The following is a 23,504-nucleotide window of genomic DNA, read 5'->3' on the forward strand; positions in this document are numbered from 1 at the left end:
GGGAAGCCCCGCGGGAGCGGGGCCTACTCCCACTCGATGGTGCCCGGCGGCTTCGAGGTGACGTCGAGGACGACGCGGTTGACGTCACGGACCTCGTTGGTGATCCGGGTGGAGATCTTCGCGAGGACGTCGTACGGCAGGCGCGACCAGTCGGCCGTCATGGCGTCCTCGGAGGAGACCGGGCGCAGCACGATCGGGTGGCCGTAGGTGCGGCCGTCGCCCTGGACGCCGACGCTGCGGACGTCCGCGAGCAGGACCACCGGGCACTGCCAGATGGAGCGGTCGAGGCCGGCGGCGGTGAGCTCCTCGCGGGCGATCGCGTCGGCGTCGCGCAGGAGGTCCAGGCGCTCCTTCGTGACCTCGCCGACGATCCGGATGCCGAGGCCGGGGCCGGGGAACGGCTGGCGCTGGACGATCTCCTCCGGCAGGCCCAGCTCCTGGCCGACCATCCGGACCTCGTCCTTGAAGAGCTTGCGGAGCGGCTCGATCAGCTTGAACTCGAGGTCTTCCGGCAGGCCGCCGACGTTGTGGTGCGACTTGATGTTCGCGGTGCCGGTGCCGCCGCCGGACTCCACGACGTCCGGGTAGAGGGTGCCCTGGACCAGGAACTCCACGGCCGGACCCGCGTCCGCGATGATCTCGGCCTGGGCCTGCTCGAAGACCCGGATGAACTCGCGGCCGATGATCTTCCGCTTCTGCTCCGGGTCGGAGACCCCGGCCAGCGCCTCGAGGAAGCGCGCCTCGGCGTCGACCACGACCAGCTTGACGCCGGTCGCGGCCACGAAGTCCTTCTCGACCTGCTCGGTCTCGCCCTTGCGCATCAGACCGTGGTCGACGTACACGCAGGTCAGCTGGTCGCCGATGGCGCGGGCGACGAGGGCGGCGGCCACGGCGGAGTCGACGCCGCCGGACAGCCCGCAGATCGCGCGCTTGTCGCCGACCTGCTCGCGGATCGCCGCGACCTGCTCCTCGATGACGTTCCCCGTGGTCCACGAGGGGGTGAGCCCCGCGCCGCGGTACAGGAAGTGCTCCAGGACCTGCTGGCCGTGCGTGGAGTGCATGACCTCGGGGTGGTACTGGACGCCGTAGAGCTTCTTCTCGTCGTTCTCGAAGGCGGCGACCGGGACCACGTCGGTGGACGCGGTGACGGCAAAGCCCTCGGGGGCGGCGGAGCAGGCGTCGCCGTGCGACATCCACACGTGCTGCTCGGCGGGGGTGCCCTCGAACAGGGTGGAGGCCGACTTGGAGACGTGCAGGTCGGTACGGCCGTACTCACGGGCGCCGGTGTTGTCGACGGTGCCGCCGAGGACCTGGGCCATCAGCTGGAAGCCGTAGCACATGCCGAAGACGGGGACGCCGGCCTCGAAGAGCTCGCGGTCCAGGCGGGGGGCGCCCTCCTCGTACACGGACGAGGGGCCGCCGGAGAGGATGATCGCCGCCGGGTTCTTGGCGAGCATCTCGGCGACCGGCATGGTGCTGGGCACGATCTCGCTGTAGACCCGGGCCTCGCGGACGCGACGGGCGATGAGCTGGGCGTACTGCGCACCGAAGTCGACGACCAGGACGGTGTCGGGAGCGGCGGCAGCGGGAGTCGCTGATGACACGGGGTGCCTTCCGGCGGTCTGGGCGGGGGTCTGTGCCATCGATTCTAACGGGGCACGGTGGGACGGCTCCCGGATCGGGGTTGTGTGGCATACTCGCCCCCATGCTCACCCAGACGACCTTCCTGTTTACCTATGGCGACCGGCCCACCGGCTGCCATGGTCGTGCTGCTTGAGCAACTGACAAGCGACTTCCCCAGGCGCCCCGGGCCGACAAGGTCCGGGGCGCCTGCTGTTTCTCCGGATCGTGCCGGCCGGGGCGCCCCCGCAGACGAGGAGCCCCGACATGACCGCCGCCGACACCACCGCCACCACCACCACCACGACCGCCACCGCTCTCGATGTGACCGGTGCCCGTACCTCGGAGGCCGCCGGTGTGATCAGCGGTGCGCGCGAGCGCATCGACGCGCTGGACGACCGGATCATCGGCCTGATCCAGGAACGGATGGCCGTCTCCGCCGTCGTCCAGGAGGCCCGGATCACCTCCGGCGGCCGGCGCGTGAACCTCTCCCGGGAGATGGAGATCCTCAGCCACTGGAGCGACGCTCTCGGCAAGCCCGGTACGGCCCTCGCGATGACGCTGCTGGAGCTGTGCCGTGGCCGTATTTGAACGGGCCGGAACTGAGTTCGGTGCGGCTCTCACCCGTACGGCGCGTGACCGGCATGCCGGCCGCCTCGTTGGTGGGGTGTCCGTGCCAGCCAGGGGCGGGCCCGAATAGAACCACGCGTGGCTCGCTGGGGCGATGAGACGTATGGAACGTGCCGTGCGTCGTGGGACCTCGCTCCAGTCAAGTGACCGGACGGCAGGGGACAGCAGCCCGGTCACCCAAAGACGGCCGGCTCCGGGGACGCCCGGGGCCGACCGGCGGAAAATTGCAAAAATGCACCAGGGCTGGGTCAAACGGTTGCGGAGGCCGCGGACATCCAGCACGATGCAGAGAAGGCCACCGAGACCTTCGCGGTTCCCAAGTCCCATTCCAGGCAAGGGAATTGCCGCGTGCCGGCCGTCCAGCCGAAGGTCGGGACCTGCCGTACGTCCCGCGTGCGCCGGGGCGCCGACCCGAGTACGGACGGTGGTACAGGGCACAGAGACCAGCGGCGCAACCCCCCGGCGCCGCTTCCAGGCACCGGCGCTGCCCTGACGTCGGTGCTGACCGAAGAAGGGCCCCGCGGCTCCGTCCCGCGGGGCCCTTCGCCCGTGTGCGGAGACGTGAGAACGACCGCCTCACCTCACGGCGAAGTGACGTGACGACCGTCACATAAGAATTTGGTGAATGTGGAGGCAACCATTCACAGGATTCACGGGTCACATCACCGGAACCAGCGGTCACATCCGCCCGCCGCATCTGAGTCAACGGGGTCCTTCATGAAGCTTCGTCGCGCCATGGCCGCAGCAGCCGCCACGGCTGCCCTCGCACCGCTCGCCCTGCTGTCCGCGCCGGCCGCGTTCGCGGAGGACACCGCGTCGCCGTCGGCTTCGGAGAGCGCGCCCAGCGAGATACCCAGCGACTCCGCGTCGCCCACCCCGTCCGACTCCGTCCCCCCGAGCGGGAGCGCGTCGCCGTCCGAGTCCGCGTCGCCGTCCGCCCCGCCCAGCGACAGCGCGAGCCCCAGCGCCTCGGCCTCGGCGTCCGCCTCGACCCAGCCCTCCGAGTCGGCCGAGCCCAGCGAGGACCCGTCCGACCCGGACGTGCCGTACTGCGAGGACCTCGACGAGGACTTCGGCAACGCCAAGGTGTCCGCCGACATCAAGGGCCTGCCCGGCAAGATCGTCGCGGGCGACGGCTTCCACGCCTTCAAGCTGACCGTGACGAACAAGTCGAAGGCCGACGTCGACGGCGTCGCCTTCTACGCCGAGATCGAGAACTACGAGCTGGACGAGTCGAAGTACCTCAGTCCGTACGTCGAGCTGGAGTTCAAGAACCCCGACAGCGGCACCTGGGACCGCATCGGCAGCGACGACTGGGCCGGCGACTACTTCTTCTACGTGGAGAAGCTGAAGTCGGGCGCGAGCAAGTCGGTCGACCTGCGCGTCGCCGTCGACGCCAAGGCGCCCGCCGGTGACGCCTACTCCTTCGGCTCCGGTGCCTACCTCGACAAGGTCGACGGCCAGGACTGCATCGCCGAGGGCTGGGCGCAGTACGACTTCACGGTCCTCAAGGCCGGCTCGTCCAACCCCGACCCGGGCACCGCCAAGCCGGGCGACGACGGCGGCAAGGACTCCGTGAAGAAGCCGCAGGGCAACGTCGCCGACCTGCCGACCGGCAACCTCGCGGAGACCGGCTCCAGCTCGGCGCTCCCGGTCATCGGCCTGGTCGGCGGGGCCGCCGTGGTGGCCGGCGCGGCCGCGGTGTTCGTGGTGCGGCGCCGCAAGGCGGGCGCCGACGCGTAGGCAAGGTCGCGTGACCGCCGCGGCGCGGCGGTCACGCACCGATGAAGAGGGACCTGGGCTCGGAGGGGGGCTCAGGTCCCTTTTCGCTGCACGGCCGCTCCTCTTCAGGACGGCTGCTTGTTCGGGACGGCTACTTCTTCGGGGGGACGGCCGGGATGCCGAGGAACGGCAGGCGCAGGGCACCGAACGCCCCGGCCGGGACCGCCGGTTCGCGCGGCTCCACCGGGCGCAGGCGCCGGTACGCCTCGCCCTGCCGCGGACGCGGGTCCGGCTCGCCCTTGTTGGGCCAGTACGACATCGCGCGCTCGGCCTGCGCCGTGATGGTGAGGGACGGGTTCACCCCCAGGTTCGCGGAGACGGCGGCGCCGTCCACGACCGAGATGCCCGGGTGGCCGTACAGCCGGTGGTACGGGTCGATGACCCCGGTCTCGCGGGAGTCGCCGATCGGGCAGCCGCCGAGGAAGTGGGCGGTGAGCGGGGTGCCCATCAGCTCGCCGACGTTGCTGCCGGGGAAGCCGTTGATCTCGGCGGCCAGCACGGTGGCCGCCTCCGAAGCGGCCCTGATCTGCTTGGGGTTGGGTGCGCCGTGGCCCTGCCGGGCGGTGAGCAGGCCCTTGCCGACGCCGTCCGGTTTCAGGTACGTCGTCAGGGAGTTGTCCAGCGACTGCATGACCAGGCCGATGATGGTCCGCTCCGACCAGCGCCGGTTGGAGAGCGAGCGCAGCACGAGGAGCGGGTGGCGGGCCGCGTTCGCCAGCCAGCCGAGGACCCGGGAGGTGCCCTCCGCGTAGGGCACCTGGAGGATCGACAGGCCGCCCATCGCGTTCGACCCCTTGCCGTACCGGACCGGCTCGATGTGCGTGTTCTCGTCCGGGTGGATCGAGGACGTGATCGCGACGCCCTTGGTGAAGTCGGCCCTCGGGACGCCGTGCGCCCTGCGGTAACGGCGGTCGTCGGTCTGGGCGCCCACCAGGGCCTCGGAGTTGGTGCGGGTGAGGTCGCCCAGCCGGTCCGAGAGGTACGGGAGCCGGCCGCCCGCCTTCATCCGGTGCAGGAGGGTCTGGGTGCCGTACGTGCCGGCGGCGACGACCACCCGGCGCGCCTTGAAGACCCGGCCCTTCGCCTTCCTCCGGTCGTCCGTGGGGAGGGTCGCGACCGCGTAGCCGCCCTGCGAGTCGTCGGTGACGGAGACGACGGTGGTCATCGGGTGGACGATCGCGCCGGCCTGCTCGGCGAGGTGCAGGTAGTTCTCGTTGAGGGTGTTCTTCGCGCCGTGCCGGCAGCCGGTCATGCACTCGCCGCACTCGGTGCAGGCGTTGCGGGCGGGACCGGCGCCGCCGAAGTAGGGGTCGGCGACCTGGTCGCCGGGTGCCGCCTTGGCCTCGCCGTCGGCGTCCTTGCCGTCGCCGAAGAAGACGCCGACCGGGGCGAGGTGGAAGGTGTCGCCGACGCCGAGTCTCTCCGCGGCCGCCTTCAGGTGGACGTCGGAGGGGGTCATCGTCGGGTTGAGCCGGACGCCGAGCATGCGCTGGGCCTGGTCGTAGTAGGGCGCCAGCTCCTCCTGCCAGTCCGTGATGTCACGCCACTGGGGGTCGTCGAAGAAGGGCTTCGGCGGGACGTAGAGGGTGTTGGCGTAGTTGAGGGAGCCGCCGCCGACGCCTGCGCCGGCCAGGACCATGACGTTGCCGAGGAGGTGGATGCGCTGGATGCCGTAGCAGCCGAGCCGGGGGGCCCAGAGGTAGTTCCTGAGGTCCCAGGAGTTCTTGGGGAGGGTGTCGCGGGTGAAGCGGCGGCCCGCCTCCAGGACGCCGACTCGGTAACCCTTCTCTGTGAGGCGCAGGGCGGTCACGGAGCCGCCAAATCCCGAACCGACGACTATGACGTCGTAGTCGTAGGCATCCTGGGGCACGATTTCTCCTCTTCGAGCGTACGTGCGGGTAGTACGTGGTTGCTCGCGCAGTTCCTCCCCCCAGCCTTCGGCCGGGGGTACCCCCAGCGCCCCTTCGGGACGCGTCTCAGCGCAGCCTCAGTGCCTTCATCACCTTCAGACTCGTGCTCATGAACTGGGCGTACTTCTCGTCGTCCATCCCCAGCGAGGGCGCCATCGGGAGCAGGCGCTGCTGGGCGACCGTCTGCGCCTCCGTGTACTTGAGGATGCCCTCCGAGCCGTGGCGGCGGCCCAGGCCCGAGTCCTTCATGCCGCCCATCGGGGACTGGACGCTGCCGTAGGCGGGGGCGTAGCCGTCGTTGACGTTCACCGTGCCGGTGCGCAGGCGGGCGGCGACGGCGCGGCCGCGGCTGCCGTTCTTCGTCCAGACGGAGGAGTTGAGGCCGTACGGGGTGCCGTTGGCGTGTTCGACGGCTTCGTCGTCCGTCCTGAAACGGTAGATCGAGACGACCGGGCCGAAGGTCTCCTCCGTGCAGACGGCCATCGCGTCCTCGACGCCGTCGAGGATGGTGGGCTCGTAGAAGTAGGGGCCGATGTCGGGGCGCGCGGTGCCGCCGGCGACGACGGTGGCGCCCTTCTCGACGGCCTCCGCCACGTGCCGGGTGACCGTCTCCAGCTGCCGTTCGCCGACCAGGGAGCCCATGTCGGCGCCGTAGGCGAGGGAGCGGCCGAGCCGCATGGCCCGGGTGCGGGCGGCGAAGCGCTCGACGAACGCGTCGGCGATCGACTCGTGGACGTACAGCCGCTCGATGGAGATGCAGAGCTGGCCGGCCGAGGAGAAGCAGGCCCGGACCGCGCCGGCGGCCGCCTTCTCGACGTCGGCGTCGTCCAGGACCAGCATCGCGTTCTTGCCGCCGAGTTCGAGGGAGACGCCGACCAGGCGGGCGGCGGCGCCCTGGGCGACCTCGCGGCCGGTGCGGGTGGAGCCGGTGAAGGAGACGTAGTCGGCGTGCCGGACGACCTCGGGTCCGACGACCGGGCCCTCGCCGAGCACGACCTGGAAGACGTCCGCGGGCAGGCCGGCCTCGATGAGCAGGTCACGCGCCCACAGGGCGGTCAGGCAGGTCTCGGTGTCCGGCTTCATGACGACCGCGTTGCCCGCGACGAAGGCGGGCAGGGCGTCGCCCACGGAGAGTTCGAGGGGGTAGTTCCAGGGGGCGATCTGGCCGACGACACCGCGCGGGTGGCGCAGTTCGGTGACCTTGGTGAGGGTCGGCATGGCGCCGGCGTGCCGCTTGGGCCGGAGGTAGGAGGGGGCCTTGCGGCCGTAGTGGCGGGCGGCGACGGCGACGGCCTGCACCTCCTCGTGGGCGTGCAGACGGGCCTTGCCGGTCTCCAGCTGGATGAGGTCGAGGACCTCGGCCTGCCGCTGGAGGACCAGGTCGTGGAAGCGGAGCAGCACGGCGGCACGCTGCCGTACCGGCACCTTCGCCCACACGGCCTGGGCGGCGCGGGCCGCTTCATAGGCCTTCGCCACGTCCTCGGGGGTGGACTCGGGCAGGTCGGCCAGCTTCTCGCCGGTGAAGGGCGTGTGGTTGGCCGTGCGTCCGGAGCCGACGACGCCCTTGGTGAGCTGGGCGACCAACTCGGGCGTGACCACGTCGGCGGCCGTTCTGACCCCTTCGGGGGCGGGAGCGAGGGGGTTCGTGCCGGTGGGGGCCGGTGCGTGCGCCGGGGCCTGCGAGTCCGTCATGTGCCGCAGGGTATGCGGCGGCGGGGGCCTTTGGGTACCCGTGGGTAACCGGGTTTCCCAGGACCACCCACGCTGCCAGTGACCACTGGCAGCGAATGCGCTGATCAGGAGGTGGGGCGGGGACGATCAGCGCGCTCCGGTTTTTTGGCGAGGAGCAGGCCGAGGGCGGCGAGGGGGGTGAGGCGGCGGGGTTCGGCGGTCTCGGGGTCCGGCGCGGCCGGGGGCGCCGGGGCGGGGTCCGGGGCCGGTGCGGGCGCCGCCGGGGACTCGGTGACCCACTGCGGGAGGTCCACTCCGGCGGCCCGGGCCAGCACCTCGGCGGCGTCCGCGGCCGCCGGGCGGGCCTCGGGGGCCGGCGCGAGGAGTCGGTCGAGCAGCGCCCCGAGGGCGCCGTCCGCACCGTCCGCGCCGCCCACGGCGGCACGGAGCAACGCGCCCAGGGACCACAGGTCGGAGGCCGGCCCGGCGGCCCCGCGCTCCTCGCCGTACTCGGGGGCGACGAAGCCGCCGAGCTCCTGCCCCGATCCGGTGCCGAAGTCGGTGACGACGACACGCTCGCCGTCCGCCGCGAGGAGCACGTTGGACGGCTTGAGGTCCCGGTGCACGATCCCGACGCAGTGGGCGGCGTGCAGCGCGCCGAGCACGGCGAGCCCGATGCGGGCGGCCTCGGCGACCGGCAGCGGCCCGTCGGCGGCCAGCACCTGGTCGAGGGACCGCCCTGCCACCAACTCCATGACCGTCCAAGGGACTTCGCCGTCGAGGAGTACGTCGTGAAGGGCCACGGCGGCCGGATGGTCGACGCGGGCGGCGGCGCGGGCCTCGTGCAGCAGACGGTGGGCGGCGCGCTGCCGTTCCTCGTCGTCCGCGCCGCCGGGCAGCCGGAGCTCCTTGACGGCGACGTCCCGCCCGTCCTGCTCGTCACGGGCGCGCCACACGGTGCCGGCCGGCCCGGAGCCGATGGGCCCGGCGAGCCGGTAACGCCCGCCGATCAGACGTCCCTCGACCGGCTGTTCGCCGTCTTCGCTCATGTCACATGAGTACCTTGCGCACCATGCCCTTGTCGAAGCGGCGCGGTCAGCGGGCCGTGCGCCGACGCGGGCGCCGCCACCACCGGACGACGCGCCCCGACCCGCGCCGCGACCGGCCGGTAAAGTCCCATGAATGCCGAGAGTCAAGGTCAGCGTCATCGTTCCCACCTACAACACCGGGAAGTACGTCGACGAGTGCGCGCCGTCGCTGCTGGGGCAGAGCCTGCCCGCCGACGAGTACGAGGTCATCTACGTCGACGACGGCTCGACCGACGACACACCGGCCCGGCTGGAGCGGATCGCCGGCGAGCACCCGAACGTCCAGGTGCACACGCAGCCCAACTCCGGCTGGCCCGGCGCCCCGCGCAACCTCGGGATGCGGCACGCCAAGGGCGAGTACATCCAGTTCGTCGACCACGACGACACGCTCGGACCCGAGGCCCTGGAGCGGCTGTACGAGCACGCGAAACGCAACGACGCCGACGTCGTGCTCGGCAAGATGTCCAGCACCATGGTCCGGCCCCGCCGCCTGTTCCGGCACACGATCGACGCCTGCACCATCGAGAACGACGAGCTCATGCAGAGCATGTCGCCGCACAAGATGTTCCGGCGGGCCTTCGTCGAGGAGCACGGCCTGCGCTTCCCCGAAGGGCCCTGGATCCTCGAGGACCTGCTCTTCGTCAGCGCCGCCTACCTCAAGGCCGAGCGCATCTCCGTGCTCGCCGACTACCCCTGCTACTACTGGATGAAGCGGGACGACGGCGGCAACAACACCCAGCACCGTTTCAACCCGCGGCACGGCTTCTGGGACAACGCCCGCACCATCGTCCGCCAGATCAAGGACGGCACCCCGCCCTCCGACGACCTCGACGCCCTCCAGAACCGTCTCCTGCACCGCCTCTACCACGTCGAGGTCCTCTCCCGTACCCGCGAGCCGGAGATCCTCCGCGAGGACCCCGCCGAGCAGCGCCCGCGTTTCGAGGCGGCCCGCGAGCTGGCGGTGACGGAGTTCCCCGCGGCCGTCCGTGAGGGGCTGCCCGCGGTCTCCCGGCTCCGTGCCGACCTCCTCGAACGCGGCGACTTCGACGGAGCCGTCGCCCTCGCCGAGCGCGTCCGCCAGATCACGGCGCGTTGCGAGGTCGGGGCGCCCGCCTGGGAGGACGGCCGCCTCGTCGCCGACGTCACCCTCGGCCTCGTGCGCGGCGACGGCGAGCCCCTCGTCCTCGTCGAACGGGACGGGAAGCGGTGGCTCGACCCGGAGCTGCTGGCCGGGGTGCCGGGGGCCGAAGACGGCTGGGAGGTCCCCGATCCCTTCCGGCTGGCCTACGCAGAACTGGTGGTCAAGGACCGGGACCGGGAGGACTGGTGGTACCCCGAGGGCGAGCTGGAGGTGGGGCTCCGGCCGCTCGGCGACGGGCGCGGTCAGCTCGTCGCGGCCGGGCGGCTGCGCCTCGATCCCGAACGGCTCGCCGGTGGGCGGCCGTTGGAGCGCGGGGTGCACGACGTGTGGGCGTACGCGCAGCTGCTGGGCATCGACCGGATGGTCCGGGTGACGGGCGGGGGCGCGCCGGGGACCCCGGCCGCCGGTGCGGCGGTGACCGGCGGGCGGCTGGCGCTGCCGTACTGGACGGGGAGCGGTCAGCTGGCCCTGGACATCGACCAGCGGCAGCGGACGGTGGGGGCGGACACGGCTCAGGCGGCGGCGGCGAACCCGGCACGCGGGGAGGGTGCTTCGCTCGCGCTGCCCTACGTCGCGGCGGCGACCGGCGCTCCGGCCCGGGTCAAGGTCGGCGTGGGCACGGTGACGGTCCAGGCCGAGCTGGTCCCCGAGGCGGGGACGGCCCGGCTGCGGCTGCCGGCGCGCCTGCAACTGCCCGCCGGACGGCACCCGGTCACGTTCCCGAAGGCGTCGGCGCCGATCGCGTACGCGGTGGTCAGGGGTGGTGCGGTGCGGCGCCTGGAGGGTCCGGCGTACCGGCCCCACCCGACCCGCCGCCTCATGGACGTGGCGACGGACGGGATGCGGCGGGTACGGCGCGCCCCCTGAGCGATCCGGGCCCCTGCTCCGGGCCCCTGCTCCGGGCCCCTGCTCCGGGCCCCGCCCTCACCCCGCCGCGAACGTGTCCACCGCGACGTCGAAGTACTCCCGCGCCTCCCGCACCTTGCCGACCGGCGCCGACACCCACACGTCGTACAGCCGTCCGTTCTCCTCCCAGCAGAGGTCGTAGGTGTGCCGGGGGCCCTCGGTCGCGCTGAAGCCCTTCCAGGTGAACTCCCAGAACGCGGCCGGGTGTCCGGAGTGGGTGGTGTCGGTGACCCGGCCGTCGTGGTAGCCGGGGTTGGTGCTCGGCCCCTCGGCCGCCGCCCGCCGCATCACCGTCCCCGGTCCCCCGGTCACCGGCTCGGACACCTTGATGCCGAGCCGGAAGGTCTGCCCCGGCGACAGGTAGAAGACGCGCTCGCCCTGCGGATCGCGGGTGAAGCCCTCCGGCACGGCCAGCGAGAAGCCGGCCGGGTCCCGCGCGAAGCGGTAACCGGAGGGCGCGGTGCGGTTGCCGGAGGCGGAAGGGGTGGGGGTGGAGGTGGGGGAAGGTGCCCCCGACGGGGCGGGTGCGGCCGTCGACGGGTAGGAGGCGGAGACGGCCGTCGTCGCGCCGGGACCCGGCGTGCCGCCGTCCCCGCCGCCGTGGAACAGCAGCGTCGCCGCGGACACACCCGCCCCGGCCATCGCGGCGACCAGCAGGGCGGCCACCAGCAGCCCGCGCGTGGCGGAGGACTGCGGCGCGCCGCCCGGCACCGGCGGCCGTGGCACGTCCCGCTGGGTCGGCGTGTACGACGCCACGCCGGCGCTCCCGGTCGTGGCCGGTGCTGCCACGGCCCCCGTGTCCAGGTACTCGCGCAGCATCCGCTCGGCCTGTGCCGCCCCCAGCCGCCGCTCGGGATCCCGCTCCAGCAGCCCTCGTACGACGGGCAGCAGCGGCTCCGCCTGGGCCGGTGGCCGGATCTCGTCGGAGACCACGGCGTGCAGGATCCCGCCGAGCGAGTCGCGCCGGAACGGCGACTCGCCGCTGAGCGCCGCGCACAGCAGCGCCCCCAGCGACCACAGGTCGGAGGCCGGGCCGGACCGGGAGCCGGACATCCGCTCCGGCGCGGTGTACTCGGGCGAGCCGACGAAGGAACCGGTCTCGGTGAGCGTGGTGGCGCCCGACACCTGGGCGATGCCGAAGTCGGTGAGCACGACCCGCCCGGTGCCGGCCTCGACGAGCACGTTCGCCGGTTTGATGTCCCGGTGCAGCACTCCGGCCTCGTGCGCCGTGCGCAGCGCGCCGAGCAGGGCGACCCCGATCCGCGCGGCCTCGGCGACGTCCACCGGGCCGCCCCGGGAGATCCGGTCGGCGAGCGAACCGCCGTCGATCAGCTCCATGACGATGTACGGGCGGCCGCCGTCCTCCACCACGTCGTGGACGACGATGATGTGCGGGTGGTGCAGCTGCGCGACCGCCTGCGCCTCACGCAGGGTGCGGTCGCGGCGCAGCCGGGCCTCGTCGTCGGAGAGGGTGTCGTCGACGGTGAGCTCCTTGACGGCGACCTCCCGCCCCAGGAGCTGGTCGGTGGCCCGCCACACGACGCCCATGCCCCCGCGCCCGAGCCGCGCTCCCAGGCGATACCGCCCCGCGACCAGCCGTACGGCGTCGTCCCCCGGATTCACCATGAGCCCCATGATGCCGCACCGGACGCCCGGCTTCCGGACCGCGCCCGGCCAAGACGCCCGGCGGGGGCGCAGGGGCCGGGCGCCCGCGGGCTGTTCAGCCCGACGTCCCCGGATCCCAGGTCTGCAGCACCCACTTGAACTGCTTGCTCGCCGTCGCCCAGTCCTTGGCCGGCGACGACATGTAGATCGCGTACTCGACGCCGTCCCGCGAGTAGTACGTCTCCTCGATCGCGCGGCGCGGCCCCGGCACGTAGGGCGGATCCTTCTTCAGCGCGGTCCAGGTGTACTCCCACACCGCCCCGGGCCGGTCCCGGTACAGGTTCTTCTCCATGGTCACGCGGTGGTAGCCGACCAGCTTGTGCAGCTGCTGCTCCAGGTCCTCCTGGTGGGCGAGCGCGTCGGAGAAGTCGGGTGAGCCGTCGACGGCGATGCGCACGAAGTGCTTGCCGCCGTCGGGCGTGTAGTCGATCTGCTTGAGGTCGCCGTCGATGCCGTAGACGCTCCGCTTCCAGCCCTTGGGCAGGGAGAGGCTGAAGCCGAGCGGGTCGTGCTTGGTCACCCAGTCGGTGGGCACCGCGCCGTCCGGGGCCGAGGTGGCACCCGGCGAGGACGAACCGGACGTGGCCGGTGCGACGTTGCCGGAGTCGTCCTGGCGCTGTCCGGAGTCCCACTTCTGCAGCGCCACGGCCGCGCCGCCGCCGATCAGCGCGGCCAGGGCCACGACGAGCGCGAGCGTGCGCAGCCGATGCCGCCGGGGCTGCGCGGCGACCGGCACGGGCGCCCCGCCGACGGCCGTCGGCCCGTTCACGGAGCTGCCGCCGACGGGCGGCCGGACCTCGTACGAACCGCCGTACTGGCCGCCGCCGTACGAATCGCCCGGGGAGCCCCCGTGGGAACCGCCGTACGCGTCGCCCGGGAACCCGCCGTGCGCGCCGCTGGGCGACCCCCGGTGGGAGCCGCTCCCGTACCCGGTCTCCCGGGGACTTCCCTGGGCCACCTCCCACGCGCTGTCGTACGACGACGCCCCGGCCGTCCCCGTGGCCGGCCGGGTACCGCCACCGAGCTGTGACTGCGTCGGCACGTACGCCTGGGCCGCGCTGGGCCGCCGGCCCTCCGCCGCCTCGGCGAGCATCTGCTCGGCCTCTTCGGGGGTCGGCCGCTGGGCCGGTTCCTTGCGCAGCAGCGCGGTGATGACCGGCTCCAGCGGACCCGCCGCCCGCGGCTCGGCGGCCTCGTCCTCGACGACCGCCTGCATGGTGGTCAGCGGCGAGGTGCGGCGGAACGGCGAGCGGCCCTCGACCGCCGTGTACAGCGTCGCGCCCAGCGCCCACAGGTCGGAGGACGGCCCGGGGTCGTGCCCGCGCACCCGCTCCGGCGCGAGGTAGTCGACGGAGCCGACGACCTCTCCGGTCCGGGTGATGGTCGTGTCGCCCTCGATCTGCGCGATGCCGAAGTCGGTGAGCAGGACCCGGCCGTCCCGGCCGAGCAGCACGTTGCCCGGCTTGACGTCCCGGTGCAGCACCCCGGCGCTGTGCGCGGCGCGCAGGGCGCGCAGCACCCACAGCCCGATCCGGGCGGCCTCCCGCGGCTCGATGCGCCCCTGCTCCTTGACCGCGTCGGCCAGCGAGTGGCCCTCGACCAACTCCATGACGATCCACGGCCGGCCGTCGTGTTCGAGTACGTCGTGGACGGTGACGACGGCGGAGTGGTTGATGCGCGCCGCGGCCCGGGCCTCCGCCCGGGTGCGGGCCAGCAGGACGGCCTGGTCGGCCTCGGAGACGTAGAGCGCAGCCGTCAACTCCTTGATGGCGACCGCCCGGTGCAGCACTTCGTCATGGGCGCGCCACACCCGGCCCATGCCGCCGCTGCCGATGGTGTCGGCGAGCCGGTAGCGGCCCGCGATGAGCAGGCCCTGCATCTGATTCACGTTGCCCCGCAATGCTCTTGTCAGGGCCAGACTAAGGACCGGCCTGCGGTCATGGAACCAGTGGGGTCCCACGGAGACAGCACTGTGACGGTTTTCGCCTTCCTTACGGGATGTGAACGAAATCCCCTCACCGTGGCGGGAACCGATCGCCTCGGGACGGCGTTCACGTCACTCAGCCCGTGTACCTGTACGACGACGAGGCCTGCTCGTACACCTTGGTGACCTCGTCCCGCTCGGACTCCGGACCGCGCACCTGCACGATGTGGTAGCGCCCGCCGATCAGGAAGACCATGTTGCGTACGAACAGGTCGCCCTGCCCGCTGTCCGTCCAGGTGAACTGGCCCTCGGCGGACACCTGCTGACCGACCGTGATGGTCCGCAGGCCGCCGGCCGTGGCCCAGCTGGAGTCCCGGTACGGCTGCAACTCCGGTTCCTTGTCCCGCTGGTACGCCATCGGGTCGCTGCCGTAGGTCGCCGCGCCGTCCCGGCCCGCCACCACGATCAGCTCGAACCTGCCCTGTGAGTAGATCACCTGGCCGGCGCTGTTCTTCGGGGTGCGGCTCCAGCCCTTGGCGACGGCGATCCGGAAGCCGTTCGGGTCGTTGCGCAGGGTGAAGCCGTCGCCCACGGAAGCGCCGTCCGTCGAGCCGGCGGTGGTCTGGGTCTGCGTGGCCGGAGTCGCCGTCGGGCTGCGGGTGGGGGACGCGCTGGAGCCGGGCGCCGTGCTGACCGTCCCCGCCGATCCCGTCCGGTCGCCGCCGTTGTCGTCCGTGGCGCCCTTCTTCGGCAGGAACAGCATCGCGTACGCGACCGCCGCGGCCAGCAGGAGCAGGACCAGCAACAGCAGCGTACGGCCCAGCCTGCGCGGGGACCTGGCCTCCTCCCGGGCCCGCTTGTGCCGGCCGTGGGTCGCCGGGAGCCCGGCCCTGCGCCTGCGCACCAGCTCACCGCGGCGCCGGACGATCGGCAGCCGCCGGGGGTCGGGCGGGGCGGCGACGACATGCGTACCGGCGTCCGGCTCGGGCGCGGAGCGCACCAGCGAGCGCAGCCAGCCGCGCAGCTCCTCGAAGTCCAGCCGCTCGGTGGGGTCCTGACGCAGCAGCGACTCCACGACCGGCCTGAGCGAACCGCACTCCTCCGCGAAGGCGGGCGGCTCCGAGCACACCAGTTGCACCAGTTCGGCGGTCGACTCCTCCGGGTACGGTGCGTGTCCCTGCACCGCCCGGAACAGCAGCGCGCCCAGCGCCCACAGGTCGGTGGCCGGTCCGATGGGCGCCGCCAGCTGCCAGTTCTCGTGCACGGGAACGGCCTGCTCCGGCGCCCAGCGCTCGGTCACCGGCCCCACCACGGTCATCCGCACCTGTCGGGCCCGCTCGGCGGCCAGCGCGGTCGCGGGACCCCGCCGGCCGGGCAAGGCGGCACCGGCCTCGTCCCAGCGGGGGGCGGAACCGGTCCCCTGCGCGGGTACGACGGCGGGCGGGCCGCCCTGAGCGCCGGGCAGTTCGAATCGGGGTCCGCCGGCGCCGGGAGCGGCGGGCGGCAGCGCGGACCGTTCCCGCCCGGGGGCAGCCGGAGCCGCTCCGGGTTGCGGGCGCGGTGCGGCGCCGTGCCAGGGCGCGGGCGCGCCGCGCACCCCGTACGGATCGGCGATCTGGCCACGCGGCACCCCACCGGCGGCCGGCTGCTCGGCACCCGCCCCCGGCACCTGCGCCCGCCCGTTGCCGTACGGCGACGGCACCACACCGCCGGCCTGCCCCGGGGCGTACCCGGGCTGTGCCGCCCCGTTGGCGTGTCCCTGGCCGTATGGCGGAGGTGTCGCGCCGCCGGACTGTCCCGGGATGTGGGGCGCGGGGGGCCGGGTGTCGCCCTCGGTGGGTGGCCGGGCGCCGGGCAGTGCGGCCCGGCCGCTCTGCTGGGCCTCCTGGACCCGGGCGGCGGCCCTGGCCCCCGCCTGGTACGCGGCGATCGCCCCGGCCCGGGCGGCCCGGATGTCCGCGCCGGTCTCCAGGGCGCGCCGCTCCACCGCGCCCGTACCGGTGCCGCCCGGCCCCTCGTCCGGTCCGGCCCCCGGCAACCCGCCGGCCGCCCGCGCCTGTATCGCGGCGCGCCGCGCCGCCTCGGGATCCGCCTCCGACGCGCCGGGCGCCGTCTGTGCGCCGCCCGTACCACCGAACGCACCACCACTGCTTCCCGTGCCCCCGACGGCAACGGCTCCCGAACCGCCGGAACCACCCGAACCGGGCAGAACGGGCGGCGGGACGGGCACGGGCGAACCGCCGAGCGTGCCCGGCGCCCCGGAACCTTCCGCCTGCCCGGGGCCCCGCGGTCCCCCGGGCCCCTCGCCGCCCTCCCCCTCGGGCAGCGGCACCGGGTCGTACCCGCTCAGCGCCTCCTCCGCGGCCCCGACCGCGAGGCCGGTCAGCATCACGCGGCCGTCGTCGCAGACGAGGACCGTGCGGGCGGTGATGTTGCGGTGCACCCAGCCGTGCGCGTGCAGGACCCGCAGCGCCATCAGCACGTCGGAGGCGACCTCGGCCGCCCGGTACGGCGTCAGCGGCTGCTCGGCCAGCAGCGCGGCCAGCGGCCGCGCGGCGACGAACTCGCTGACGATCCAGAGCGAACCGCCCTCGGCGAACACGTCGAAGACCTGGTCGAGGCGGGGGTGGTCGGGGATACGGGCAGCGGCCTGCGCGGCCTCCACGGCGCGCCGCACCGCCGGATCGCTGGGCCGGCGTGTCGCGGTCCTCGCCGACGGCGGCCGGCGCCCGCCACGGTCACGGGCTGTGAACCCGTCGGGCAGCCCCTCCGCGTCGAGCACCTCCGCCTCGACCACCTCCGGCAACGGCACCTGGCGGACGAGCACTTCCTGCCCGCTGTAGGTGTCGAAGGCCCGGGTCTCGGTGAGTTCGTACTCGTCGGAGGGGGGCAAGGGCAGGCGGTAGCGGTCGGCGAGCACCCGACCCGCATAGTCGTCCACGTTGCCTCCCCCGGCCGCCCGGTCGGTCAAATCCGTTCGTTGGGCGGGCCGTTCCGCATGCATACCTGCATGCGTACGGTCCGCAACCACTCACGATACGTGCCGGAGGCAATTCGTATTGTGGGGATGCGAATTTGTCACTTCGGCTCGAAGGACGCGGCGAGCGTCTTCCAGGTGGCCTCGCGCAGTTCGCTGCTCCAGTCGTCGGCCTTCGCGGTGTACATCAGCGCGTACCCCTGCGTGGAGCTGACGACGAACCCCCGGTCGATCGTGCGGTACTTGGTCCCGTCCTCGACGTAGGTGAACTCCCAGTCGGCCGCGTTCCAGCCCCGGTAGCTCACCGCCGCTATGCGGATCTTCTGGTATTCGGAGCGCACCATGTAACGCTCCTGGTTCCGCCAGTCGGCCACCGGGTCGTCCTTGGGGGTGCTCGTCCAGGCGATCAGCAGCTTCTGCCCGTCGGGCCCGGTGAACCGGTCCCCGGCGGAGCTGCCGGTCTGGAACTTCCAGCCCTTGGGCAAGCCGATCGAGTACCCCTGGCCACCGGTGTACTTCTTCACCACGGGCGCGCCGTCGTCGCCGCTGCCACTGGAGTTCGACGTGGAGGAACCGTCGTCGCTCGTCGCGTCCGGGCCCGAGCCGCTCCCGGCGCTCGCGGGCGCCGACGTGTCACCGTCCGTCCGGGTGCCGCCGCCAGTGTCCTCCTTGGTGGCGGGGCCGCTGCCGGACTTCGCACCGGAACCGGTGCGCGCACTCGCCCCCGAGCTCGCCACCGCCTTGGAACCGCCGTTCTTGCCGCTCCCCCTGGTGTCCCCGTCGTCGCCGCCCAGCGTGAGGGCGAGCACGGTACCGAGCACCGCGAGCACCACCACCAGGGCGATGATCACCAGAGTGCGCTTGGGCACCACGTCGGTGAGCGGCGCCCGGGGCACCGGCCGCGGCGGCAGGTCCAGGTCCGGCGGCGGCACCACGGGCCACCCCGAACTCACCTTGCCGGACGCCGGTTTGGTCCTCGCCGCCCCGCCGGTGGAACCGGGCCCGTCACCGATGCCCACCGAGGCCGAACCCACGGCGGCCGAGCCGACGGAGTCCGAACGCGCGCTCCCGCCCGGCCCCGGAACGGACCCCGAACCGGACCGGGTGCCAGCACCAGAACCGGTGCCGGTCCCGCTGCCCGCACCACCCGAGGCCGCCGCGCCGCCCGCGCCGCCGGCCGCCCCGCCCGTACCGCCGCTCTTCACCTTGGTCGCGGCCGAGGCACTCGCCGCCCCCGCGGCCTTGCGCACGGAACGCAGCGCCCCGCGCAGCTTCTCCCCCGCCTCCTCGCCGCGCCTGGCGCCGCCGTTCTTCTCCACCTCCGGCGCGTCGGGCTGCGGCGGCAACGGCACCACCCGCGTGGCGTCCGCCGGTGCCTCCGCCGGCATGTTGACGACCGCGTTGAGCATGGCCCGCGCACCCGCGTCGTCCAGCCGCTGGGCCGGATCCTTGGTGAGCAGCCCGTAGATGACGTCCTTGAGCGGCCCCGCGTTCTTGGGCTCCTCCAGCGGTTCGGTCATCACCGCCGTCAGCGTGGCGATCGCCGACCCCTTGTCGTACGGCGGCGTGCCCTCGACCGCCGCGTACAGCAGACCGCCGAGCGACCACAGGTCGGCCGCCGGGCCGGGCTTGTGACCTCGGGCCCGCTCCGGGGAGATGTAGGAGGGGGCGCCGACGAGCATGCCGGTGGAGGTGATGGACGGGTCGCCCTCGACCTGGGCGATACCGAAGTCGGTGAGCACCACCCGGCCGTCGTGCTCGGAGATCAGCACGTTGGACGGCTTCACGTCCCGGTGCAGGATGCCCTCACGGTGCGCGGACCGCAGCACGTCCAGGATCGCGAGACCGACCTCGGCCGCGCGCTTCGGGTCCAGCAGGCCGTCCTCGCGGATGACCTCGGCCAGCGACTTGCCCTCGACCAGCTCCATCACGATCCAGGGCCGGTCGTCCTCCTCGACCACGTCGAAGACCGTCACCGCGCTGTTGTTGCGGATCCGGGCGATCGCCTTGGCCTCCCGCAGGGTGCGCGTGATCAGGCGTCGTTTCTCGTCCTCGTCGATGTTCGACGGGAACCTCAGCTCCTTGACGGCCACCGTCCGGCCGAGGGTCTCGTCCTCGGCGCGCCACACCGTGCCCATGCCGCCGCGGCCGAGCACACCCCCCAGCCGGTACCGCCCGGCGAGAAGACGCTCGCTGTTGTCCTGACGAGTCCCCTGACGAGAAGTACCCGCCCGCTCCGCCTCCGACATGCGTCCCCTCATGCAACCCGCCCTGACAGAGCCTCCATTGTCCCTCACCCGACAAGTGCCCAACGCCCAGGGGGCCCCTGACCGTGCATCGGGCCGGACCGGGGGCCGCCACGGGGGACACCGCCGCCCATACCGCCCCCGGCTTACAACGGCACGATGTCCGGTGCGCCCAGCCGTGCCGCGTCCGCCGTCTGGTCGTCGGGCTGGAGCTGGGACTCGCGTTCCGCCTCCACCCGCTTCTCGTAGTGCTCGACCTCCCGCTCCGTCTGGCCCTTGTCCCAGCCGAGGACCGGTGCCATCAGCTCGGCCGCCTCGCGGGCGCTGCGGGTGCCGCGGTCGAAGGTCTCGATGGAGATGCGGGTGCGGCGGGTCAGTACGTCGTCGAGGTGGCGGGCGCCCTCGTGGGAGGCCGCGTAGACGATCTCGGCGCGCAGGTAGTCGTCGGCGGCCGGCATCGGCTCACCGAGGCCCGGGTCGGCGGCGACGAGGTCGAGGATCTCCTCCGCGAGCGAGCCGTACCGGTTGAGCAGGTGCTCGACGCGCACCACGTGCAGGCCGGTGCGGGCGGCCGTCCGCGCCCGCGCGTTCCACATCGCCCGGTACCCCTCGGCGCCGATCAGCGGGACGTCCTCGGTGACGCACTCCGCGACCCGCATGTCGAGCCCGTGCACGGCCTCGTCGACGGCGTCCTTGGCCATCACGCGGTACGTCGTGTACTTGCCGCCGGCGACGACCACGAGGCCCGGCACCGGGTGCGCGACCGTGTGCTCGCGCGACAGCTTGCTGGTGGCGTCGGACTCGCCGGCCAGCAACGGGCGCAGACCCGCGTAGACCCCCTGGACGTCGTCGCGCGTCAGCGGCACCGCGAGTACCGAGTTGACGTGGTTGAGCAGGTAGTCGATGTCGGCGCTGGACGCGGCCGGGTGGGCCTTGTCGAGGCTCCAGTCGGTGTCGGTGGTGCCGACGATCCAGTGCCGGCCCCAGGGGATGACGAACAGCACCGACTTCTCGGTGCGCAGGATCAGCCCGGTCGTGGAGTGGATGCGGTCGCGCGGGACGACCAGGTGGATGCCCTTGGAGGCGCGGACGTGGAACTGGCCGCGCTCGCCGATCAGTGCCTGCGTGTCGTCGGTCCACACCCCGGTCGCGTTGACGACCTGCTGGGCGCGGATCTCGTACTCCCCGCCGCCCTCCACGTCCTGCACCCGGGCCCCGACGACGCGCTCGCCCTCGCGCAGGAACCCGGTCACGCGGGCGCGGTTGGCGGCCTTGGCGCCGTAGGACACCGCCGTACGCACCAGGGTCGCCACGTAGCGGGCGTCGTCCATCTGCGCGTCGTAGTACTGGATCGCGCCGACCAGGGCGTCCTTGCGCAGCGCGGGGGCGACGCGCAGGGCCTGACCGCGGGTCAGGTGGCGATGGGCGGGCAGGCCCCGGCCGTGCCCGCGGGCCATGGACATCGCGTCGTAGAGCGCGACGCCCGAACCCGCGTACAGACGCTCCCAACCCTGGTGCTGGAGCGGATAGAGGAACGGCACCGGTTTGACCAGGTGCGGGGCGAGACGCTCCAGCAGCAGGCCGCGCTCCTTGAGGGCCTCGCGGACCAGCGCGAAGTCGAGCATCTCCAGGTAGCGCAGGCCGCCGTGGATCAGCTTGCTCGACCTGCTGGAGGTGCCGGAGGCCCAGTCACGGGCCTCGACGATGCCGGTGTTCAGGCCCCGCGTCACCGCGTCCAGCGCGGTGCCCGCGCCGACCACTCCGCCGCCCACCACCAGCACGTCCAGCCCGCGCTCGGCCATGGCCGCCAAGGACTCCGCACGCTGCTCGGGCCCCAGTGTCGCTGTCCTCACCGCTGCCTCCCGCTCTGCCGCCGTCGGTCATCGCTCGTCGCCGGTCATCGGTCGCGCAGGCCGCACCCGGCCGGCGAAGCCCATGTCCAGATTCTGACCGGGTTGCCCGACTTCAGCCACCACTCACCCCCAGCCTGTGGACAACCGTCACCGAACCCACGGAAGACACAGGAACACAATCCCACATAACGGTCATATTTACTCCTAGTCTGACATTGCGCTCCGCTCATCCTGTCCACAGGGCTTGCGCACCTGTCCCGCTTCGGTTACTGGGAAGGACGGCCCACACGCCATGCCCGCAGACCTCGCCGTCATCGGACTCGGTCCCTACGGCCTGCCCCTCGCCCAGGCCGCCGTGGCCGCCGGCGTCTCCACGATCGGCTACGCCACCGGCCCCGAGGCCGGCTCGCTCAGCCCGGCCGAGCTGCGCCGGATGCTCTCGGGGGGCTTCCGGACCGCCGATGACCCGGCCGAACTGGGGCGGGTGCGCACGGCCGTGATCTGCGCGCCGACGCCGCGCGGCGCCGACGGCGGGCTCGACCTGGGCCAGGTGGAGAGCGCCGCCCGCACCCTGGCCGCCCGGCTGCGCCCGCACACGACGGTGATCCTGGAGTCGCCGGTCCACCCGGGGACGACGGAGGACTTCCTGCGGCCCCTGCTGGAGAAGGGCTCGGGCCTGCGCGCGGGGCGCGACTTCCATCTCGCCTACTCCCCCAGCCGGGTGGATCCCGGCAACCGCGAGTTCACCCCGGCCAACACCCCGAAGGTCATCGGCGGCCTCACGCCCGCGTGCATGGAGTCGGCGGCCACGTTCTACGGGCGGCTCACCGACAAGGTGGTACGCGCGCGCGGCCCGCGCGAGGCCGAGACCGTGCACCTCCTGGAGACCAACTTCCGGCACGTCAACATCGCCCTCGTCAACGAGATGGCGGTCCTCTGCCACGACCTGGGCGTCGACCTGTGGGACGTCATCCGCTGCGCGGAGACCAAGCCGTTCGGGTTCCAGGCCTTCCGGCCCGGCCCCGGCGTCGGCGGCCACGGCGTCGCACAGGACATGTCCGGCCTCGCGAGCCGCGGCCTGCGCATGGTGGAGCTGGCCCAGCAGGTCAACAACCGGATGCCCGGATACGTCGTCCAGCGGGCCGCCGCCCTCCTCAACGAGCACGGCAAGTCGGCCCGCGGCGCGCGCGTGCTGCTGCTCGGCGTCACCTACAAGGCGGACCTCGCCGACCAGCAGGACACCCCCGCCCAGGAGATCGCGATCCGGCTCATGGAACTCGGCGCCTCCGTCAGCTACCACGACCCGCACATCGCGTCCTGGAACGTCCTGAACCGGCCGGTCCCCCGCGCGGACTCCCTCTACGAGGCCGCCGCCGACGCCGACCTGACCATCCTGGTGCAGCAGCACCGCACGTACGACCTCCAGGGCCTGTCCGTGAAGGCCCAGCTGCTCCTGGACACCCGCGGCGCGACACCCACGGGCGCGGCCCACCGACTCTGACCGGCGCGCGGGGGCGAAGGGGGGCGCACGGGTGGCTGCGGCCCGGCGACCGCTCTCCGGTGCTGGGCCGCCGAACGGCGGATCCGGTACCGTACGGAAAGGGTGGAGCCCACCGCAGTGGGTGCTGCGACGGGCTCCTGGAAAGTAAGCGGGTGTCCGCCCCTAGTCCTCTTGGGGGCGGCCGCTCACTTCCCGAAGTACCACAAGACGCACCTCCTCCGGAACTTGACCAGCCGAAGCCGGAGTCGATCCCAGCGGGTGGACTTGCGGTGACGGCCCATGGGCGCGCCCCCTTCCACGATGCCGCCCACAGACCCGGTAGGCGGTCCGTCTGGAACTCGGGCCGGGCCCCGAGGGCCGGGGTCCGGAACCATTTCCTTGGAAGGGGGCGCCCCAGAGAACGGGTCGCCGATCACGGACACTATCGCCCCACATAGCCCGTTCAGCCCACATTCGCCCCGAACGCAACCGCACGCCCCTCCAGCCGAACGCGCCCCCCGCCACCGGTCACCTGGGCATGCGAAAGGCCGGTCACCCTAGTGGGGGGACCGCGATTTGGCATTCGGTTTGGCCTACCGGAGTTGGGGGTT

General features: G+C 73.1%; 13 protein-coding genes. 4 read left to right on the forward strand and 9 right to left on the reverse strand.

The window, feature by feature from the left end; genetic code table 11:
- Nucleotides 1-23: 23 nt before the first annotated feature.
- The gene (gene guaA, locus AB0958_RS26960; protein WP_132892992.1) at nucleotides 24-1,604 is read right to left on the reverse strand and encodes a glutamine-hydrolyzing GMP synthase; all 1,581 of its coding nucleotides are present in this window, start codon (nucleotides 1,602-1,604) and stop codon (nucleotides 24-26) included.
- Nucleotides 1,605-1,887: 283 nt separating this feature from the next.
- Between guaA and AB0958_RS26965 the strand changes: the two genes are divergently transcribed.
- Nucleotides 1,888-2,211, forward strand: coding sequence for a chorismate mutase (locus AB0958_RS26965; protein WP_366893046.1), 324 nt, complete (start codon nucleotides 1,888-1,890; stop codon nucleotides 2,209-2,211).
- A 756-nt stretch (nucleotides 2,212-2,967) separates the two neighbouring features.
- A complete protein-coding gene (locus tag AB0958_RS26970) occupies nucleotides 2,968-3,993 on the forward strand; it encodes an LAETG motif-containing sortase-dependent surface protein (RefSeq protein WP_366893047.1) in 1,026 nt (341 codons plus the stop codon).
- A 130-nt stretch (nucleotides 3,994-4,123) separates the two neighbouring features.
- On the opposite strand, the gene AB0958_RS26975 is transcribed toward AB0958_RS26970, so the two are convergent.
- From AB0958_RS26975 to AB0958_RS26985, 3 genes are all read right to left on the reverse strand, one after another.
- Complete coding sequence (locus AB0958_RS26975; protein WP_366893048.1) at nucleotides 4,124-5,902, reverse strand: GMC family oxidoreductase; 1,779 nt, start codon at nucleotides 5,900-5,902, stop codon at nucleotides 4,124-4,126.
- Nucleotides 5,903-6,008: 106 nt separating this feature from the next.
- Complete coding sequence (locus AB0958_RS26980; RefSeq protein ID WP_366893049.1) at nucleotides 6,009-7,634, reverse strand: succinic semialdehyde dehydrogenase; 1,626 nt, start codon at nucleotides 7,632-7,634, stop codon at nucleotides 6,009-6,011.
- A 104-nt stretch (nucleotides 7,635-7,738) separates the two neighbouring features.
- Nucleotides 7,739-8,662 carry a serine/threonine-protein kinase gene (locus AB0958_RS26985; RefSeq protein WP_366893050.1) on the reverse strand — a complete coding sequence of 308 codons (924 nt, stop codon included), beginning with the start codon at nucleotides 8,660-8,662 and terminating at the stop codon, nucleotides 7,739-7,741.
- 133 nt (nucleotides 8,663-8,795) lie between these two features.
- Here AB0958_RS26985 and AB0958_RS26990 point away from each other — a divergent pair, with 133 nt between their 5' ends.
- On the forward strand, nucleotides 8,796-10,709 hold the full coding sequence (locus AB0958_RS26990) for a glycosyltransferase family 2 protein (RefSeq protein ID WP_366893051.1): 1,914 nt from the start codon (nucleotides 8,796-8,798) through the stop codon (nucleotides 10,707-10,709).
- Nucleotides 10,710-10,766: 57 nt separating this feature from the next.
- Here AB0958_RS26990 and AB0958_RS26995 read toward each other — a convergent pair whose 3' ends face one another.
- From AB0958_RS26995 to AB0958_RS27015, 5 genes are all read right to left on the reverse strand, one after another.
- Nucleotides 10,767-12,374 (reverse strand): serine/threonine-protein kinase, encoded by a 1,608-nt coding sequence (locus AB0958_RS26995; protein WP_366893052.1) that lies wholly within the window; start codon nucleotides 12,372-12,374, stop codon nucleotides 10,767-10,769.
- 94 nt (nucleotides 12,375-12,468) lie between these two features.
- Complete coding sequence (locus AB0958_RS27000; protein WP_366893053.1) at nucleotides 12,469-14,292, reverse strand: serine/threonine-protein kinase; 1,824 nt, start codon at nucleotides 14,290-14,292, stop codon at nucleotides 12,469-12,471.
- A 181-nt stretch (nucleotides 14,293-14,473) separates the two neighbouring features.
- Nucleotides 14,474-17,278, reverse strand: a complete 2,805-nt coding sequence (locus AB0958_RS27005) for a protein kinase (RefSeq protein WP_366893054.1) — start codon at nucleotides 17,276-17,278, stop codon at nucleotides 14,474-14,476.
- A gap of 137 nt (nucleotides 17,279-17,415) precedes the next feature.
- On the reverse strand, nucleotides 17,416-19,563 hold the full coding sequence (locus tag AB0958_RS27010) for a serine/threonine-protein kinase (protein ID WP_366893057.1): 2,148 nt from the start codon (nucleotides 19,561-19,563) through the stop codon (nucleotides 17,416-17,418).
- 143 nt (nucleotides 19,564-19,706) lie between these two features.
- Nucleotides 19,707-21,413 (reverse strand): glycerol-3-phosphate dehydrogenase/oxidase, encoded by a 1,707-nt coding sequence (locus AB0958_RS27015; protein WP_366893055.1) that lies wholly within the window; start codon nucleotides 21,411-21,413, stop codon nucleotides 19,707-19,709.
- Between the two features lie 292 nt (nucleotides 21,414-21,705).
- Here AB0958_RS27015 and AB0958_RS27020 point away from each other — a divergent pair, with 292 nt between their 5' ends.
- Nucleotides 21,706-22,914 (forward strand): nucleotide sugar dehydrogenase, encoded by a 1,209-nt coding sequence (locus AB0958_RS27020; RefSeq protein ID WP_366893056.1) that lies wholly within the window; start codon nucleotides 21,706-21,708, stop codon nucleotides 22,912-22,914.
- Nucleotides 22,915-23,504: the final 590 nt, after the last annotated feature.

Origin of the sequence: Streptomyces sp. NPDC006655 (assembly GCF_040703965.1) — a bacterium.
In the GTDB taxonomy this organism is placed as follows: Bacteria; Actinomycetota; Actinomycetes; order Streptomycetales; family Streptomycetaceae; genus Streptomyces.